This is a genomic window from Arthrobacter sp. R1-13 (genome assembly GCF_054161475.1).
In genome coordinates, this window is the sequence record NZ_CP096420.1 from 3,084,803 (window position 1) to 3,101,955 (window position 17,153).

12 protein-coding genes are annotated in these 17,153 nt (G+C 62.4%); 5 read left to right on the forward strand and 7 right to left on the reverse strand.

All coding sequences use genetic code 11. The annotated features are described in order from the left end of the window. Positions 1–33 precede the first annotated feature (33 nt). The gene (locus M1D88_RS14240; RefSeq protein ID WP_458111452.1) at positions 34–1,368 is read left to right on the forward strand and encodes a macrolide 2'-phosphotransferase; all 1,335 of its coding nucleotides are present in this window, start codon (positions 34–36) and stop codon (positions 1,366–1,368) included. Here M1D88_RS14240 and M1D88_RS14245 read toward each other — a convergent pair. From M1D88_RS14245 to M1D88_RS14255, 3 genes are all read right to left on the reverse strand, one after another. Beyond that, positions 1,365–4,976 carry an ATP-dependent helicase gene (locus M1D88_RS14245; RefSeq protein ID WP_458111453.1) on the reverse strand — a complete coding sequence of 1,204 codons (3,612 nt, stop codon included), beginning with the start codon at positions 4,974–4,976 and terminating at the stop codon, positions 1,365–1,367. The two genes, M1D88_RS14240 and M1D88_RS14245, sit on opposite strands and share 4 nt — an antisense overlap. Continuing rightward, on the reverse strand, positions 4,973–8,239 hold the full coding sequence (locus M1D88_RS14250; RefSeq protein WP_458114534.1) for an ATP-dependent helicase: 3,267 nt from the start codon (positions 8,237–8,239) through the stop codon (positions 4,973–4,975). Before M1D88_RS14250 ends, M1D88_RS14245 begins: the two co-directional genes overlap by 4 nt. Positions 8,240–8,418: 179 nt before the next feature. Beyond that, complete coding sequence (locus tag M1D88_RS14255) at positions 8,419–8,835, reverse strand: MGMT family protein (protein WP_458111454.1); 417 nt, start codon at positions 8,833–8,835, stop codon at positions 8,419–8,421. A gap of 95 nt (positions 8,836–8,930) precedes the next feature. On the opposite strand from M1D88_RS14255, the gene M1D88_RS14260 reads away from it, so the two are divergent. The 4 genes from M1D88_RS14260 (at position 8,931) to M1D88_RS14275 (ending at position 12,647) form a co-directional block, all read left to right on the forward strand. Beyond that, positions 8,931–9,641 carry an exonuclease domain-containing protein gene (locus tag M1D88_RS14260; RefSeq protein ID WP_458111455.1) on the forward strand — a complete coding sequence of 237 codons (711 nt, stop codon included), beginning with the start codon at positions 8,931–8,933 and terminating at the stop codon, positions 9,639–9,641. A gap of 334 nt (positions 9,642–9,975) precedes the next feature. Beyond that, a complete protein-coding gene (locus M1D88_RS14265; protein ID WP_458111456.1) occupies positions 9,976–11,028 on the forward strand; it encodes a methionine ABC transporter ATP-binding protein in 1,053 nt (350 codons plus the stop codon). Beyond that, complete coding sequence (locus M1D88_RS14270) at positions 11,025–11,696, forward strand: methionine ABC transporter permease (RefSeq protein ID WP_458111457.1); 672 nt, start codon at positions 11,025–11,027, stop codon at positions 11,694–11,696. Before M1D88_RS14265 ends, M1D88_RS14270 begins: the two co-directional genes overlap by 4 nt. 108 nt (positions 11,697–11,804) lie before the next feature. Beyond that, complete coding sequence (locus M1D88_RS14275; protein ID WP_458111458.1) at positions 11,805–12,647, forward strand: MetQ/NlpA family ABC transporter substrate-binding protein; 843 nt, start codon at positions 11,805–11,807, stop codon at positions 12,645–12,647. Between the two features lie 94 nt (positions 12,648–12,741). On the opposite strand, the gene hemL is transcribed toward M1D88_RS14275, so the two are convergent. From hemL to M1D88_RS14295, 4 genes are read right to left on the reverse strand one after another with little or no spacing between them, the layout of a single operon-like run. Continuing rightward, positions 12,742–14,091, reverse strand: a complete 1,350-nt coding sequence (gene hemL, locus M1D88_RS14280; protein WP_458111459.1) for a glutamate-1-semialdehyde 2,1-aminomutase — start codon at positions 14,089–14,091, stop codon at positions 12,742–12,744. Positions 14,092–14,128: 37 nt separating this feature from the next. After that, the gene (locus tag M1D88_RS14285) at positions 14,129–15,244 is read right to left on the reverse strand and encodes an LLM class flavin-dependent oxidoreductase (RefSeq protein ID WP_458111460.1); all 1,116 of its coding nucleotides are present in this window, start codon (positions 15,242–15,244) and stop codon (positions 14,129–14,131) included. Next, positions 15,241–16,224, reverse strand: coding sequence for a porphobilinogen synthase (gene hemB, locus M1D88_RS14290; protein WP_458111461.1), 984 nt, complete (start codon positions 16,222–16,224; stop codon positions 15,241–15,243). The genes M1D88_RS14285 and hemB overlap by 4 nt, the downstream gene beginning before the upstream one ends. Before the next feature lie 11 nt (positions 16,225–16,235). Beyond that, complete coding sequence (locus M1D88_RS14295; protein ID WP_458111462.1) at positions 16,236–17,141, reverse strand: uroporphyrinogen-III synthase; 906 nt, start codon at positions 17,139–17,141, stop codon at positions 16,236–16,238. Positions 17,142–17,153: the final 12 nt, after the last annotated feature.

The window sequence follows — 17,153 nt, forward strand, 5'->3', positions numbered from 1 at the left end:
TGTCTTGGGCGACTGTCAATCTACCGTGGAACCGTGAGAAGAAAACCGATCGAACTGGCAGCCATAGCAACTGCAGCAGTCCCAGGACTGACTCTTACTGCCGTGTCCTCTGCTCCTGACGATCCGGCGGACTTCGACTCGGCTCTCCTCCTCGACTCTGAGGGAAAACGGTGGAGGGTACGTTCCCCCCGGCATTCAGAGGCAAGCACCCGGCTGGAGACCGAGTTCATGGTGCTGAAGGCTTTTACTCCCGGTATCCGCGCAGAACTCCCCTTCCTGATGCCGACCGTGGCAGGAACGGTCCGGCAAGGCGCCCTCACAACCTTCGTTTACTCACACCTCGCCGGAGCCACCCGGAGCGTGGAGGAACTCAGTGCAGGGTCAGATGAGTTGGCACAGGAAATCGGTTCCGCCCTGGGTGCAATCCATGACCTCCCCCACTCGCTGGTAAGCAATGCTGATTTGCCGACCTACACCCCTAATGAGTTCCGTCAGCGTCGCCTCAACGAGCTGGACCAGGCTGCGACGACAGGAAAAATTCCGTCAGTCCTGCTGCGGCGCTGGGAGCATGCCCTTGAGGATGTTTCGCTCTGGCGGTTCAACCCCTGTGTGGTGCACGGAGACCTGCATGAGGACAATCTCCTGGTGGAGGGACAGCGTGTAACGGCAGTGACAGGCTGGACTGACCTGCGCATCGGGGACCCGGCTGATGACATTGCCTGGCTCGTGGCATCCAACGAGCAGGGCTTCGTGGACGCTGTCCTTCGCCATTACACCAGCGCCCGGCGGGACTCCCCGGACAATCATCTGCTCAGGCGGGCAGCATTGTCAGCGGAATTCGCCTTGGCGCAGTTCCTTGTTAAGGGCGTGGCTTCAGGCGATGAGGGCATGATTTCCGAAGCCGAAGAGATGCTGTCCGCCTTAGCAGGCGACATCGTGGAACATGGCGGGCAGCCCATCAGTGTCGATTCTTTACCCCATCCGGCTGGGACCGCCCCGGGGGCAGAAACGGGGCAAGGAAATGGATTCACGGTTACACCTATCCCCCGTGAGGCTCCCGGTGGCATTGGCGTGGACCAGGCCATCCCGGCCGTTCACGTGACACCGATCCCGGCTGGTGAGCCAACACCAACCAGGGACAGCGCGCCGGTGGCGACCCCTTCGGATGACAGCCTTGGCCATGCCGTCCGGCCCGAAATAGACATGGAGTCTGAGAAGCGCTCGGACCACGTCTCTGCAACTGCGAGTTCCGAAAAGGACCGGGGCGGCAATGATGGAAGCCATGCCGACCCTTCGGAGGGTGGAACGGGCTCGGCCGATGACACCTCCACCGCGGCTCTGAAGATCGTTGACTTGAAAACTTCTTAGGCCGGTCCTTCCGTGCGAGGGGAACTGATCGCTGCCGTGATGATTTTCTCGAGCTGCCCGGCTGAGCCGAGGTCGTGGGGACGGACAATCAGGTTTTCCGACACGTAGTAAAAAGCAGCCCTGACGTCCTCCAGGGGCACCCCCTTCAGCCGGGACCACGCGAGCCGATAGACCGCCAACTGGACTGCCTTGGTCTGAAGCTGGCGAGCAGACGGTGGGCGGCCTGTCTTCCAGTCCACGAGGTCCCACCGTCCGTCGGCATCTTTGAACACGGCGTCGATCCGGCCCCGCACCACGACCTCGCCAATACGGGTTTCTACGGGGATTTCCACATGGACGGGTGCCCTGTTCGCCCACTCGGAGGAACGGAAAGTCTCCACCATGCTGTCCAGCCCGTAGGCCTCGTCGATGTGTTCGTCAGATCCTGCGGCCTCGCCAAGATCCAGCATTCCAGCCGTGCCGAAGTACTCCTCCACCCAGGCGTGGAAGGCGGTTCCCTTGCGCGCGGACATCCCCGGTTCTCGAGGGACGGGTCGTCGAAGCCGGGCAAGAACGGCTCCAGGATCGTCATTGAGATCCACCAAAGTCGAAGCAGAAATGTGCCCTGGGAGGTGAACATCCTGAACAGATGAACGTTTAAAGCGACGCTCCAGCAGCATCGCAGCTTCCCTCCTCCAGAAACCCGCAACTCCCCTGAGTTGTTTCTGCTCGGCACTGTGTTGGTTCACGTCACTTTGCTGCTTTACGGCTTCTGGCAGCTTTTCTTCGGTATTCGGATTGACCCCTGCGCTCAGGCCTGCCAGAACGAGGGCAGCGGCCGCCTCCATGTCCTCGCGGCGGCCCGGAACCAGGCTGAGCCGCTTCCGTGTACGCGGATCAATTGGCCCCTCGAGCGGGTCATAAGGCCATTCAGCCACCTCGAGTTCCTGCGTCAAGGGGCTTTGTTCGGGCACAGATGCTTCCTCAATGGAGGAAACGTGCACAACAGCTTGGGCCTTTTGCGATTCCCTTCGGTCCCCACCGCCGTCGCCATCCCCTGTAGGTGACTGCATAAGTGCAGTCAGAGGGGCAAGGTCAGAGAGGAAAGGCGACATCTCGGCCATCCCGGAGCGGGATCCCACCCAGGCCGCACTGGACACCCACAAAACGAACTTTGCCCGTGTATAGGCAACGTAAGCCAGCCTCCGCTCTTCCGCCTCGGAGTGCGTCTGTACGGCAGCCTTGAAGTCTTTTTCCGCTTCAAGCCACCCCTTCTGATCCGGTTGTTCAAGATCCCATTGGGGCAGGTCTGCGTGGTCCCCCCTCAAGGGCCAGGGGAGCGCCGCGCTCCCGCTGCTCCATCGCGAATCACGGTTGCTGGGAAATGAACCGGCGTTCAGGCCCGGAACGAAAACAACATCCCATTCGAGCCCCTTGGACGCATGAACCGTCAGGAGTTGCACCGCTTCATGGTTCACCTCCGGAGGAGCGGCGTCCAAGCCTCCCTCTTCGGCGGCGGCGGCTTCCAGCCAGGCCAGGAACGCAAGGACATCTATCCGCTGTGAGGTGTGCAGAAATCCGACGGCGGCATCGTGGAAGGCATCAAGGTTGCGCCTGGCCTGATGGATACTGACTCCGGGACGGGCAGCGACCTCGATATCCAACAACATGGCTCGTTCCACTTCCCCGAGCAGGGTGGTCAGGTCATCACCCATGAAGCCACGCAACTGCCTCAACTCAGCCGAGAGCCGCCTCAGCCTGTCCAGGCCCTCATTGCTGATCACTCGCCCGTGTGCCGACACCCACCCGTCCCTTGGCAAACGGTCCAATGCCTCTACAAGGCTGGCGGCATCGGTAAGGTCACCCTCGATCACGGTTACCGAGTCATCTTGTTCAGTGTCCTCCGGAGCAATGGAGCCTTCGTGGGACCTTCGCCGTGCAAGGAATGCCGACCAGTCCCGGAAGGCCATAAGGTCTGCTGGTCCAATCCGCCACCGGGCACCGGCCAGCAAACGCATCAGGGAATCGGAACGCCCAGGGTCTGCCAGAACTCTCAGAGTGGAGACAAGGTCCACGATTTCCGGTGTATCCAGGAGTCCACCGAGACCGATGATTTCGTAGGGTATCCCCCGCACCTCAAACTGCCGGCGGACACATTCCATCTGGGCCCTCCGCCTGCAGAGAACAGCCATGGACGGCGGCACCCTGTCCGCCTGCAACGTCTCCTCAAAGTCCGTTACCCGATATCTCAAAACGTCGCCGGCGATAGCCGCGGCCTCATCCTCGTCGGTGCCGAAGCGCCCAATAACCACTTGTCCGGAAACAGCTGCAGGGCTGGGCTGCAGCGGCGGGACATCGATGGCTGCGCCGGCGCCCCGTTCGCCCGCGGGCCCCTTATGCGCGGCTGCGGCACTGAGGGGAGCTGAAATAACGTTGGCTGCAGCAAGGATGTTCTTTCCGTTGCGCCAGGCTGTGGTCAGATATGAAACAGGCGCCGGCATCCACCGTTCGGCCGGTCCGGCTGTGCTGGATGGCCCGGGGTTAGGTGCAGGCACAGGGAATTCCCGGACGAAGTGGAACAGCTGCCCCGCGGAGGCGCCCCTGAACCCGTAGATGGATTGGTTGGGATCTCCTACGGCCGTTACGGCATGGCCGTGTCCGAACAGGCGTGAAAACAGCACCAACTGCGCATGTGATGTGTCTTGGAATTCGTCGAGCAGGACCACTTTGTATCGCTCCCGCTCCAGAGCGGCTGCCAGGGGAATGTCTCTCGCCACCCGGGCCGCAAGCGCCACCAGATCTCCGAAGTCCAAAGCGCCCCTGGCCCGCTTCGCCTGTGAGTAGCGTGCCACCATGTCCGCCACGCTCGCCCTCGTCCGCAGCATGGCCTCAAGCTCCTCCACCGCCTGCGTGGCGTTCTTCTTCGCGCCATCGACGTACGGCAAAGCCACAAATTCGGCCACCCGGGCCATGAGCCACTCCTGAACCTCCGCGGGCTCCTGGAGGTGTTCGGCGCATTCTCCCGCCATTTGGATCACGGCCTTCACCAGGGTGGACTTGGCGGCACGGAAGTGAGCGTACTCTCCGTCGAATGCCTCCACCACTTCGCTGGCGAGCTGCCACGCCTGGGCTCCGCCAAGAAGCACAACATCCCGTTCCACCCCAAGGCGGAGGCCGTAGTCCGAGACGATGCCGCTGGCGTAGGAATGGTAGGTCGAGACTTTGGGTTCAAGGGCATCGGCATTCACCAGGCCGGCCGGGAAGATCTGCTGTTGCCTATCCTCCGCGGCAATGCGCTGCAGCACCGTCAACTTGGCCCGGATTCTGCTGGCCAACTCCCCCGCGGCCTTGCGGGTGAAGGTCACCCCGAGTATTTCCTCCGGACTCACCCACCCGTTTGCTACCAGCCAGACCACCCTGTCCGCCATGGTGGCAGTCTTCCCGGAACCCGCCCCGGCAATTACCAGCCGGGGCGATAGCGGGGAGGAGATGATGGCTGACTGTTCTTTTGTAGGACGGTTCTTTTCGCCGAGGAGGGCAGACAATTCCTCCGGGGTAAAGCGGGGCTCCGGCGTCGGTAAGGCTTCCAAGGGCGACGCGGACGCGCTGTGGATCGTCTGGGCGCTCATTGCGTAACCTGCTTTCCGCGGAGACACAGCGGACAGACCTCAGGCAATCTGCAGCCGTGACCGCCATGCCCGCCCTTGGAGGGATCGTGGCGAGCCTCGAACGTACTGCCCGACATTGCGCGGGCAGCCTCCATCACCAGGTCCAACGCCCAGTTACCCGCGGGATCCAAAGCATCCTGTTGCTGAACGGCAGGGCTTTTGCTGCTCGTGCCAAGCTGCGCGAGGATCGCTCCCCCAGGCTGGAGGGCACGCGTCGCGACTCCGTCTCCTGGCGTGATCACGGAGTCGAATCCACCCGCAAGCACGGCCGCCTGATACGCCCCCAGCTGGGGATGACGCCCGACTTCCGCCTTTGCCGGTTGTCGTTTGCCTGTTTTCAGGTCAACCACCACCAACTGGCCCTCGCGATCAATCTCCAGCCGGTCTACTTGGCCACGGAGAATGGCGTAACGTACCGCGTCATAGGCTTGATCTGCGCCAGCACTGTAGTCCTGGTTGTCACCATTCGCGTTGTCGTCGGGAACCTTTTCACCAGGAACAAGTCCCACCACGTCCGGAAGCTTGACTTCAAAATTCTCTTCGACGCCCAACAGGCTCCGACCTTCGCTCCGCATCACCAACACGTACTGGGCAAGTTTGCGCACCATCGATTCCGCCCGCTGGAAGTCAAGCTTGCCCTCCCAGTTCTCCTTCATTCCGAGTGTGGGCCAGCGGCGCACGAGTTCGGCGAGGTATTCGCCGCCTGAGGCGTCAGGGAGGTCCTGGGCAATCGCATGCACCAGGGTTCCCAGGCTGCGGGCAAAGTCTGTAGCAGGCTCACCTCCAGCAGCCTGGATAAACCAATCCAAGGGCGATTTATGGACCGTTTCCACCTTTGACGGTGACACCGAAACTGTTCCGCCTTCCGGCACTACCGGCCGATCAGACGACAACGGGGCCAGGCCCCACCAGGTATCGGGGTGGGCGCCGGGGACAGGCGGTTCCACCGAGGCCAGCTTCGCGAGGACTCTGGCAGCTTCCTCGGCTTCGGGCGCAAATTTGCCCTGCAGCTGGACGTACTGCCGAAGTTCTGCCACCAAGGCTCGAAGCGTCAGAGGCCGCTCCACGGTGGTAAAACCACGCCTCTCCTGCCCTGGGCGCAAGGGCGAAACGTAGTCGAGAAAGGAGGAGGCCTGTTCGTCCTCAGAGGAAACTGCGGTGCAGATCAACACATTCCGGGCGCGGGATACTGCAGTTGAAAAGCTCCGCAGTTCGTCGTATCTGATTTCATGCAGTCTGCTCAGTGGGCCAAGCTGGAGCGCGTAGTCCACTCCGTGCTCGACGGCGTCCGCGAAAAGAGTGCTCCCCAGCAGTTCGCCGCGTAAGCGCGTATTGGGCCAAACGCCTTCCTGCAAGCCTGCAATGATCACCATTGGCCATTCCCTGCCCGCGGCACTGGCGGGAGTCATAAGCTCAACAGCATCCTCAAGCTGGGCACGGGCAGCCAGAGTGTCCATGGGCAGTTCCTGATTCAACAGGTATTCCAGGAACTGTTCGGGGCCCGAGCCTGGCAGCTGGTCAACAAAACGTTCAGCAGTGTGGAACAGCGCCATCATGGCATCAAGGTCCCGATCCGCGCGGGCACCGGCCGCCCCTCCGTTCAAGGCGGCCTCAGCCCACCTCGATGCCAGCCCCGTGGAACTCCAGAGTGCCCAAAGAACTGTTTCGGCATTCGCCCCCGGTTGTCCGGCAGCATCCCTGCCGGCCTGGATCATGCGGGCCACGCGGCGGGCAGACTGCCCCTCGATACCAAGACTTCCCAGTGCGCCCGGTTCCAGCAGGGCTTCGACCAGGAGAGCGTCGCTGGAACGGCCTCCCCCGCCCAGGATCTCCTCGGAGCGAAGGGCCTGCCGGAGACGCCGCAGCTCGATGGGGGTGGAGCCGCCGATGCGTGAAGTAAGCAGTGACACAGCCGACTCCGGAGTGAGATCGTCTGGCTCCAGCGCTACGGCGTAAGCATCCAGCAGCGGGCGGACAGCAACCTCATCACGGACAGCTGACTCTGCGACCGGAACGCGTACTGGAATCCCCTGCCCCGACAAATAGCGCTGAAGCTGGCTGAGCTGCCCGCCGTTGCGGACAATTACAGCGATATCGCCAAGTTCACGCCCCTCCTTCAATTGCGCTTCGAGAATGCGTTGCGCCACATAGCGGAGTTCGTGAACAGCTGACGGCAGGAGGTGTGCCTCCACCCGTCCGCCGTTTTTCGGACTTTCGCCCTGTTCCAGGCGCCGCGCGGAATCCCCGCCGGCTCGCCGGGATATCCGGGAAGCAACCGATAACCACGCCTGGGCAACGTCGGGACTGTGCCGATGCATGCGGCTGAGAGGACGTTCCAAAACACGTTGACCGCCCGGTCCCAGCAGCTCAGGCAACTCGGCAACAAGGTCGGGGCGGGCACCCCGGAAGCCCTGCACAACTGTGTCCGGGGACGATGCGACGTAGACATCCTTCCCTGCGCCTATGTCAGCGAGCAGTTCGAAAACGGCAGGGTTTGCCTCTTGCATATCATCCACAAGGATGAGCTGAAGACGGTTCCGTTCGGCTGCAAGAAAGTCTGGATGATCCTGGAAGATCTGGCGCGCAGCCGTAATAATGCCTGCAGGATCAAAGGCTTCAGGCATACGCAGGTCCAGCACATCCCGATACTCTGCATAGAGGGCGGCGGCCGCGGTCCAGTCAGGACGGTTGCATTGCACTGCCAGGGCAGCCACGTCTTCCGGCGTCCGCCCCGACTCGATGACGCGGTCGAAAAGCTGCCGGACCTCCTGCCGGAACCCCCTGGTTTCCAACGCAGCGCCGAGATCGCCTGGCCATGGCAGCTCCAAGCCGGGCACCGAGTGGCCCTCCAAAAGTTCCTTGATGATGAGGTCCTGTTCCGGGCCCGAGAGCAATTTGGGTGGCCTTGGGAGTGGAAGGATGCCTTCCGCCTTGGCCCGCCGGATAACGTCGAATGCATACGAGGCCCAGGTGCGTGACGGTGTGGTACTCAGGCTCCTGTCCAGCCGGGCGGTGAAGCGGTCCCGAAGGGAGTCGGCGGCAAGCCGCCCAGGTGCCAGGATCAGAATTCTCTCGGGATCCACTCCGTCCTGTTCCACGCGCCGGACTGCGGCTTCCACGAGAATGGTGGTCTTTCCGGTCCCCGGGGCTCCAGGGACGAGGACCGGCCCGGAGCCCTGACGAACGGCCACGGCAGCAAGCTGGTCAGGAGACAGTTCCGGGATGCCGTGATGGACTTTTTTGGGCGCAAGGAGCCGGAGGCGTTTAGCCGCAACTTCGGATGAGTGCGTTCCACCGCTGCGCGGTCCAGCTGTTGGTCCCTCAGCCTTGCGGATATCGGCATCTGCTGTTTGACCGTCCGGTGAGGCGGATGCGGCGGGTTGCTGGTCCTGGATAGTTGCGGTCACCCAGTCATTCCATCATCCGCCACTGACAATTCGTGAAGCCGGCTCGCAAGGCGGCGGGCAATCTCGTCAATGCGGTCAAAGTCGTTCTCCGACGGCGCCCAACGTGCAGCCCTGATGTCCACCCGCCAGAGTCCTTCACCCGTCCGCAGGTACTCCTCGGCATCCCCGCGCAGGGGAGTCCGCTCTTCGAGGTAGTGCCGGAGGGCTTTACCTTCGAGTCCTGGAGGTGCCTCGCCGCTGGCCCGCAGGACCCTCCACCAGGGAACAGGATTGCCATAGTGGCTCATCACCGCTCCGACTTGTCTCGGGCCACCTGAGCCCAGGAGCTCGGCTACGTCACCGTACGCCAGCACACTGCCTGCCGGAACCAGTTCCACGAGGGCAATGACAGCCTCGACATACTCCGTCCGCATGGCCTCCAGACTAGCTGCTCCCGTCAGCGCGATCGGGTTCCGTCGCCCGGCGCGGCACGCCAAATATTGTCGCTGGCGGCAGGTAGCGTAATGGCATGAGCACCTGGAACACCCGCCCCCGCGCCGCCTTCGATCTTGAAACCACTGGTCGAAACTCACGTGCGGCAAGGATTGTGACAGCCTCAGTTACGCTCGTGGATGCCGGCGGCGAAGTCGTCAGGGAGCACGAATGGCTGGCAGACCCTGGTGTCGAAATCCCCGCAGAGGCCAGCGAGGTACACGGTGTTACCACCGAACGTGCCCGGACTGAGGGCAGGCCGGCATCGGAAGTCACACGTGAGCTTGCGGAGGTGCTTCAGGAGCTCTTTAACGACGGCGTTCCCGTCATCGCTTTCAACGCAAGCTACGACTTCACGGTGCTTGCTGCAGAATCCGCACGGTACGGCGTTCCGCAACTCACGCGGTTCCCGGTACTCGATCCCTTCATCATGAACAAGCAGGTTGACCGCTACCGGAAGGGCAAGCGCACACTGACAGCGCTCTGCGAGGAGTACGGCGTGAACCTGGACAATGCCCATACCTCGGCAGCTGATGCCCTTGCCACCCTGCGTGTCCTGGACGCGATGGCGGGCAAGTTTCCCAAACTCAGGATGCCGGCCAGTCAACTGCATCAGCTCCAGGTGGACTGGGCAGCCGCTCAGGCTACCGACTTCCAGAGCTACCTGCGGAAGACAAAACCGGCAGCAGTTATTGAGGGCCAGTGGCCGGTCCTTCCCCCCGAGGATGCCAGCCGCGGGGACTTCTAGTCCGCAGCCTTAGGGCCGGTTCCAAGAAGCTGAATGGTCCTTCTTGTCCCCCAGAATCTGGCCTTCGCAACGATATGCCTGGGTTTTCCATGGGACACACATCACAGCCTCATGCCGCCCTGCGCATAACAGTTTGGTTCCCAAGAATTCAGCCACGGTCTCAATGCATGGTTTCAGCGAATCAGAATTAAGAAACCCAAGCCCACTTATGCGGATATAGCTTGCCTTGGCCGAATTTAATGCGGAATCGACGCCCCTACAGGCCCGCTGACATAATTTACTGCAGAAGCGAGCTTGTGCTATGTCCTGCCCGAGCCCTACCGCCTGAGGATAAATGATCACAGTTACCGACCTTCGTAAGGTCTACCGCCAGGGGAAAAAGGAAGTGGTTGCCCTCGACGGCGTCACCCTTTCCGTTCCCAAAGGGTCCATCCATGGCATTATTGGCCATTCCGGCGCCGGAAAATCAACCCTTGTGCGCTGCCTGACCCTCCTGGACCGTCCGACGTCGGGCTCCGTCAGCATTGACGGCACCGAGTTGAGTTCCGTAAGGGACTCCGAAATCCGGACGGCGCGGCGGCGGATCGGCATGGTCTTCCAACATGCGAACCTTATGGACTCCCGCACGGCGGCCGGCAACGTGGCGCACCCACTGGAGCTCGTCAAGACGCCCAAGGACCAAGCCCAGGCGAAGGTTGCCGGGCTCCTGAAGCTCGTGGGCCTCGAGGGGTTCGAGAACGCCTATCCGTCGCAGCTTTCCGGTGGCCAGCGCCAGCGAGTCGGAATCGCCCGGGCACTGGCCTCGGATCCCGACGTCCTTTTGTGCGATGAGCCAACCTCGGCGCTCGATCCCGCCACGACGGACGAGATCCTGGACCTCATCCAGGACCTCACCAAGCGGCTGCAGCTGACCGTACTGATCATCACGCACGAGATGAATGTGGTTAAGCGCGTGTGCGATTCAGTGTCCCTGCTTTTCAAGGGCCGCATCATTGAGCACGGCGCCCTGCAGGACGTCGCCGGAGATCTGGAAAGCAAGCTGGCGCGCGCCCTCCTGCCGCTGCCGCCGTCGGAATCCCTCCGGGGTTCCCTCGAGGACGGACCTGTACTGGAAATCCTCTTCGCCGGAGACAGCGCCAAGGAACCCGTCATCACCGGCGTCGCCCGGCATTTCGACATCGACCTGAACGTCCTTGCCGGCAGTGTTGAAACGCTGGGAGGCCAGCAGTTCGGGCATCTCCGCGTGCAACTTGCCGGGAACGCCGATTCCGGGGCCGTACTGGACTATCTGCACGCCCGCGGGATCAGCGCCAAGCTCGCCGCTCCCGAAGCCTCCATTCAGTCCGAAGCCCCGCTGCAGTACCAAGCGACAGGAGAGAAGAAGTGAACGAAATCTTCGGCAACCCTGTACTCGTGAAGGCGCTTCCCGAGGCCATCGTGGAAACGCTCCAAATGGTCGGGATCTCAGCTTTCTTCACGGTGCTGATTGGCCTGCCCCTTGGTGTCTTCCTGCACGTGACGGCCCCCGGCGGCCTCCGTCCCATGCCCGTCACAAACCGGGTGATGAGCGACGTCATCGTCAACATCACCCGTTCCATCCCGTTTGCGATCCTGATGGTGGCGCTTATCCCGCTTGCCAGGCTGCTGACCGGTACGAGCCTGGGCCCCGTGGCGGCATCCGTGTCACTGTCCATAGGGACGATTCCGTTTTTTGCCCGCCTGGTTGAAACATGCCTGCGCGATGTCCACATCGGAAAAATCGATGCTGCCCAGGTTATGGGATCCACCACCATGCAGGTCATCAACAAAGTCATGCTGCGTGAATCACTTCCGGCGCTCGTGGCCGCGACCACCACCACCGTTGTCACCCTGGTGGGATATTCAGCCATGGCCGGCCTTGTTGGCGGCGGCGGACTGGGCAAACTGGCGTACAACTACGGCTTCCAGCGCTTCGACGTCACGGTCATGATCGTCACCATCGTCCTCATCATCGTCCTGGTCCAGATCATCCAGCTCGTGGGCGAATGGGCCGCCCGGAGCCTCGATCACCGCTAGGCGCCCCAAGATCACTGCAGCGGTAACCACGGCTGCATTTATGCCGGAGCACGTTAGGGGTAACAGTCCTGCCTGCGTGCTCCCAGCTATTCGAAAGGAACGCATCAAATGCGTAAGTCACTCACCCTCCTGGCATCAGGTATCGCCACCGCATTGGCGTTGACCGCTTGCGGTGGTTCAACCACCTCCAGCTCCGAGGTCAAGGAACTTGACCCGGCAAACCCGGTTACCCTCACGGTGGGAGCGAGCCCCGTTCCCCACGCCAGGATTCTCGAATTCGTGAATGCTGAGCTCGCTCCGAAGGCCGGTCTCAAGCTGGACATCAAGGAAATCGAGGATTACCAGACCCCCAACACCGCGTTGAGCGATGGGTCCCTGGACACCAACTTCTACCAGCACCTGCCGTGGTACGAGGACCAGGTGAAAACCAAGGGTTACGACTTCGCCCACGGTGAAGGCGTCCACATTGAGCCTTATGCCGCCTTCTCGGAGAAGGTCAAGGACGTCAAGGACATCGGCGACGGCGCCAAGGTTGCCATCACCAACGACCCCTCCAACCAGGTGCGCGCGCTCAAGGTTCTGCAGGTTGCCGGCTTGGTTGAAGACATCAAGGATGACTCCTCTGTGTTGAATTTGACGGATGCCCAGAACCCGAAGAAGCTGAAGTTCTCGGAAAACCAGCCGGAACTGCTGATCAATGACCTCAAGGATCCGTCAGTGGATCTTGCGCTGGTCAACGGCAACTTCATCCTCAAGGCCGGGCTCAGCACGAAGGACGCCCTGGCTGTCGAATCCACGGACAGCAATCCGTACGCCAACTTCCTCGCGTGGCGCGCCGAGTCCAAGGATGACGCGCGTATCAAGAAGCTCGATGAGCTCCTGCACTCCCCTGAGGTGAAGGCCTTCATCGAGAAGGAATGGCCTAACGGGGACGTGACTCCGGCCTTCTGAGCCGCCGGAGTTTGAGCGTCACACCCTAAAATCACTTTGGCACCCGCTACAGCGGGTGCCAAAGATTTTTAAGAAGCTCTGCTTCGGACGGAAGCTAGACGTTGAGGCTGACAGGAGCCTTCGCTGCTGCGGCAGCCTGGGCAGCTGCCGGAAGCGCGTCGAAAATCCTGTTCATCGCAGTGTCGTCATGGGCAGCTGAAAGGAACCAGGCCTCAAAGACCGACGGCGGCAGATAGACCCCCGAAGCCAGCATCGAGTGGAAGAAGGGTGCGTAGCGGAAGGTTTCCTGCGCCTGCGCCTCCTCGTAGTTGGTGACTCCATTCGCTGACGTTCCAAAGGCCAGCGAGAAGAGATTGCCGGCCCGTTGAATGGAATGGTCCACCCCGGCCGCGTCCAAGGCCGAGGTCAGGGCTGCAGAAAGCTCCAGCGAGCGCGCATCCACATAGGAGTACACCTCCGCCGTCGCATGGGTCAGAGTGGCAACTCCGGCAGCCATGGCGACGGGATTACCGGACAGGGTACCGGCCTGGTAGACGGGGCCAGTAGGAGCCAGATAATCCATGACGTCAGCACGTCCGCCAAGCGCCGCCGTCGGCATTCCTCCGCCGATTACTTTTCCAAAGGTCAGCAGGTCCGGGCTCCAGGGCTCAACCGCTCCCGCTGCTCCGCCGGTGAGGCCCCAGTACCCCGAATACCCGGTGCGGAAGCCTGTGAGGACCTCATCGAGGATCAGCAGCGCCCCGTGTTGGGTGGTGATCCGGGAAAGACCCTCGTTGAATCCGGGTCCGGGAGTCACCACGCCCATATTGGCCGGCGCCGCCTCAGTGATCACGGCCGCGATGTTCGGACCGTGCTTGGCAAAGGCAGCCTCGACGGCTCCAAGATCGTTGTACGGCAGGACCAGCGTTTCGGCTGCAGTTGCGGCCGTCACGCCTGCTGATCCAGGCAGGGCGAGGGTCGCCAGGCCCGAACCGGCCGCAGCCAGCAGTCCATCAAGGTGCCCGTGGTAGCAGCCCGCAAACTTGATCACCAGGTTGCGGCCTGTAAATCCGCGGGCCAGCCGGATGGCGGTCATTGTGGCCTCGGTGCCGGTGGATACCATCCTCACCCGCTCCACTGCGGACACACGTTCCTTGACGATCGCTGCAAGGTTGGCTTCATCCGGCGTTGAGGCGCCGAAGGACAATCCCCGGTCCACTGCGGCGTGGACGGCCTCGAGAACGGCAGGGTGGGCGTGACCCAGGAGTGCCGGTCCCCAGGAGCAAACCAGATCCACATACTCGTTGCCGTCTGCGTCGGTCAGGTAGGGCCCCTGTGCCGAGACCATAAAGCGGGGTGTGCCGCCCACCGATCCGAAGGCGCGGACGGGAGAATTCACGCCGCCCGGCATGAGCTGCCGTGCGCGGTCAAAGAGTGCCTCGTTGCGAGGGGTGCTGGAAATCATGGTCCTATTCTTTCAGTTCGGGGCAGCGGGTTCGGAGTCACTGGTTCGTCTGCTGCGGAGCCAGGGAGGCTGCCGCGGCAGCTTTCGAGAGCAGCTGGGCCACTCGGGGAGCCACAACCGTGCCGAACAGTTCAATCGAGCGCATCATGGCGGGGTGCGGCAAAGAACCGCTGCTGTATTTAAGGTCGAAGCGGTCCACCCCCAGGTTCCTTTTCAGCAGGGCGATCTTCTGCGCCACAGTCTCGGGCGAGCCGACGTACAAGGCACCTTCGGGTGTACACATGGCGTCAAACTCCCGCCTGCTGCCCGGCCCCCAGCCACGCTCTGAGCCGATGCGGTTGCGGAGATCCAGCCAGTGCGGGAAGTACTCGTCCCGCGCTTCCTCATCGGTGCCGGCGATGTGGCCCGGCGAATGCGTGGCGATTTGTCGCATTTGATGCCCGTACTTGGCCATCGCCTCCCGGTACAGGCCAACCAGCGGCGCGAATGAGCGGGGTTCACCGCCAATGATGGCGAAGATGATTGGATAGCCGTATTCTGCGCAGCGAAGGACGGACTCGGGTGTTCCCCCAACCCCGATCCAGGTTGGGAGGAGATGATGCTCAAGCGGCGGGTAGACCCTGAGGCCCTTAACCGGAGGCCTGGTCCGCCCCTCCCAATGAACGGGTTCCTGCGAACGGACCTTGTCGAAGAGCTCAACTTTTTCTTCAAAGAGGAGGTCGTAGTCGGCGAGATCCAGTCCGAAGAGCGGAAAGGATTCGATGAAAGAACCCCGACCCAACATCACTTCAGCCCGCCCGTTGGAGATGGCGTCTACTGTCGAGAAACGCTGGAAGACCCGGATCGGGTCATCAGAACTGAGGACGGTCACGGCCGACCCCAGCCTGATCTGCTTCGTTCGGGCAGCAGCGGCCGCAAGGAAGACCTCGGGGGCGGAGACCGCGTAATCCTTGCGGTGGTGCTCTCCCACTCCAAAGGCATGAAGTCCGACGGCGTCCGCCAGTTCCGCTTGTTCCAGCACCTGCCGCAGCACTTGGGCGTGCGGAACCGGGTGACCATCGGGGTACACGCCGACATCACCGAAAGTGTTCAGGCCCAGAAGAATCCGCTCCGGCCCAACAGGGGCAGTCGGATCAGCTTTATCGATGGTCATCGGGACTCCTTCAGCCAGCCTGCGAGCTCAGCTGCCCAGTAGGTCAAAACCATGTTGGCTCCGGCGCGCTTGATTCCCAGTACTGACTCGGTGATGGCCGCCTGCCGGTCGATCCAGCCGTTGGCCGCTGCCGCTTCAATCATCGAGTACTCCCCCGAGATCTGATACGCGGCAACGGGCACCGGGCTCATGGCAGCGACGTCGGCAAGGATGTCCAGGTAGCTCATGGCGGGCTTCACCATTACGACGTCGGCACCTTCAGCCAGGTCCAGCTCCACTTCCCGGATGGCTTCCCGCCGGTTGGCAGCATCCATCTGGTAGGTGCGGCGGTCGCCCTTGAGCTGTGAGTCCACGGCCTCACGGAACGGCCCGTAAAAGGCGGAGGCATATTTGGCCGCATAGGCAACCACCGCAGTGTTGGTGTGTCCGGCCGTTTCGAGCGCCTGCCGGATGGCTGCAATCTGCCCGTCCATCATTCCCGAGGGCCCGAGCATGTGGGCGCCGGCGTCAGCCTGGGCCACCGCCATCTTCGCGTAGATTTCCAGTGTCGCGTCATTGTCGACATAGCCCGAAGCGTCCAGGACACCGCAATGTCCGTGGTCGGTAAATTCATCGAGGCAGACGTCGCTCATGACCACCAGTTCATCGCCGATTTCAGACCTGACATCCCGGATCGCCTTGTTAAGGACTCCGTTCGGATCCAGGGACGCACTTCCCTCTGCATCCCGTTCGGACGGGATGCCGAACAGCATGATGCCCCCCACTCCCAGCTCTGCTGCTTCGGCGGCCGCCCGCTTGAGGGAACCGGTAGTGTGTTGCACCACTCCCGGCATGGACGCGATGGGGTTGGGCTCGGACAGCCCTTCCCTGATGAAGGCTGGAAGGATCAGCTCCGCAGGTGCGAGGCGGTGTTCGGCCGTCATCCTTCGCATGGCCGGGGTGGTGCGCAGCCGGCGTGGTCGTTGATTCGGGAAGCTCATGCTGTGGTCCTTCACGTGTCGGTGGAGAGGGCGTCGGTGATGGCTTGAACCAGACCCTCGGTGGTGGGCGCATTCGCCGTGGCCGCCACGGGCAGTCCTACGGACTCCGCCTGAGCGGCCGTGGAAGGTCCAATTGCTACCAAGCGGCAATCGCCCAAGGGCCGCAAAGCTGAGTGGATGCGCTCGACGGCGCTGGGGGAAGCAGCTACTACGGCGTGTAGCCTGCCCTCGGCCAACTGGGCTTTCGCCGTCGCCGGCGTCAGTGCGGCGGGGGAAGGCAGTCCGGATTCCCCTGTGCCGGTGCCAATCCGTGCGGCCAGGGAACGGCCGGGATCTGCAGGGTAGTCCACCGTCCGGTAAGCCGTTACGGCCTGGACTCTGGCTCCCCGCGACTGCATCCCCCGGGCAAGTGCGGGATCGGCAAGGTCAGCCTGGGGCAGGAACACCATGCCTTGATCGGGAGGCCAGATGTCCAAAAGCCCGGACGCGGACTGCTGATTCTCCGCGGGCAGGAGATCCACGTGGAGCCCTTTGGCGAGCAGGGCGTCACGGGACCGGGTACCGACAGCGGCAACCCGCACAGAGCCGGGAACCCAATGCCGGAGGTCAGTTCCCCGCTCCGCCGCCTTAATTTCCAAGGCCAGCAGCGTCGTCGTGCTCGTGATAACAAGCCATTGGTATGCTCCCGCGCCCAACGCGTCGAAAACCACGTCAAGGGAGTGCTGGTCGCTGGCGAGTTCGAAGTCGATCAGGGGCAGTACGAGGGGCTCTGCGCCCAGATCCCGCAGTGCGGCGGCCAGGGGCTCCGCACGGTCAGCGCTGCGGGCAATCAGGATCCGTGCTCCTTCGAGCGGCCTTTCACCCGAACGTGAGCCAAGCACACTGCCTGGTGTGGACTCCGCGCTGTGCCGTCCCATTCTGCTGGATGC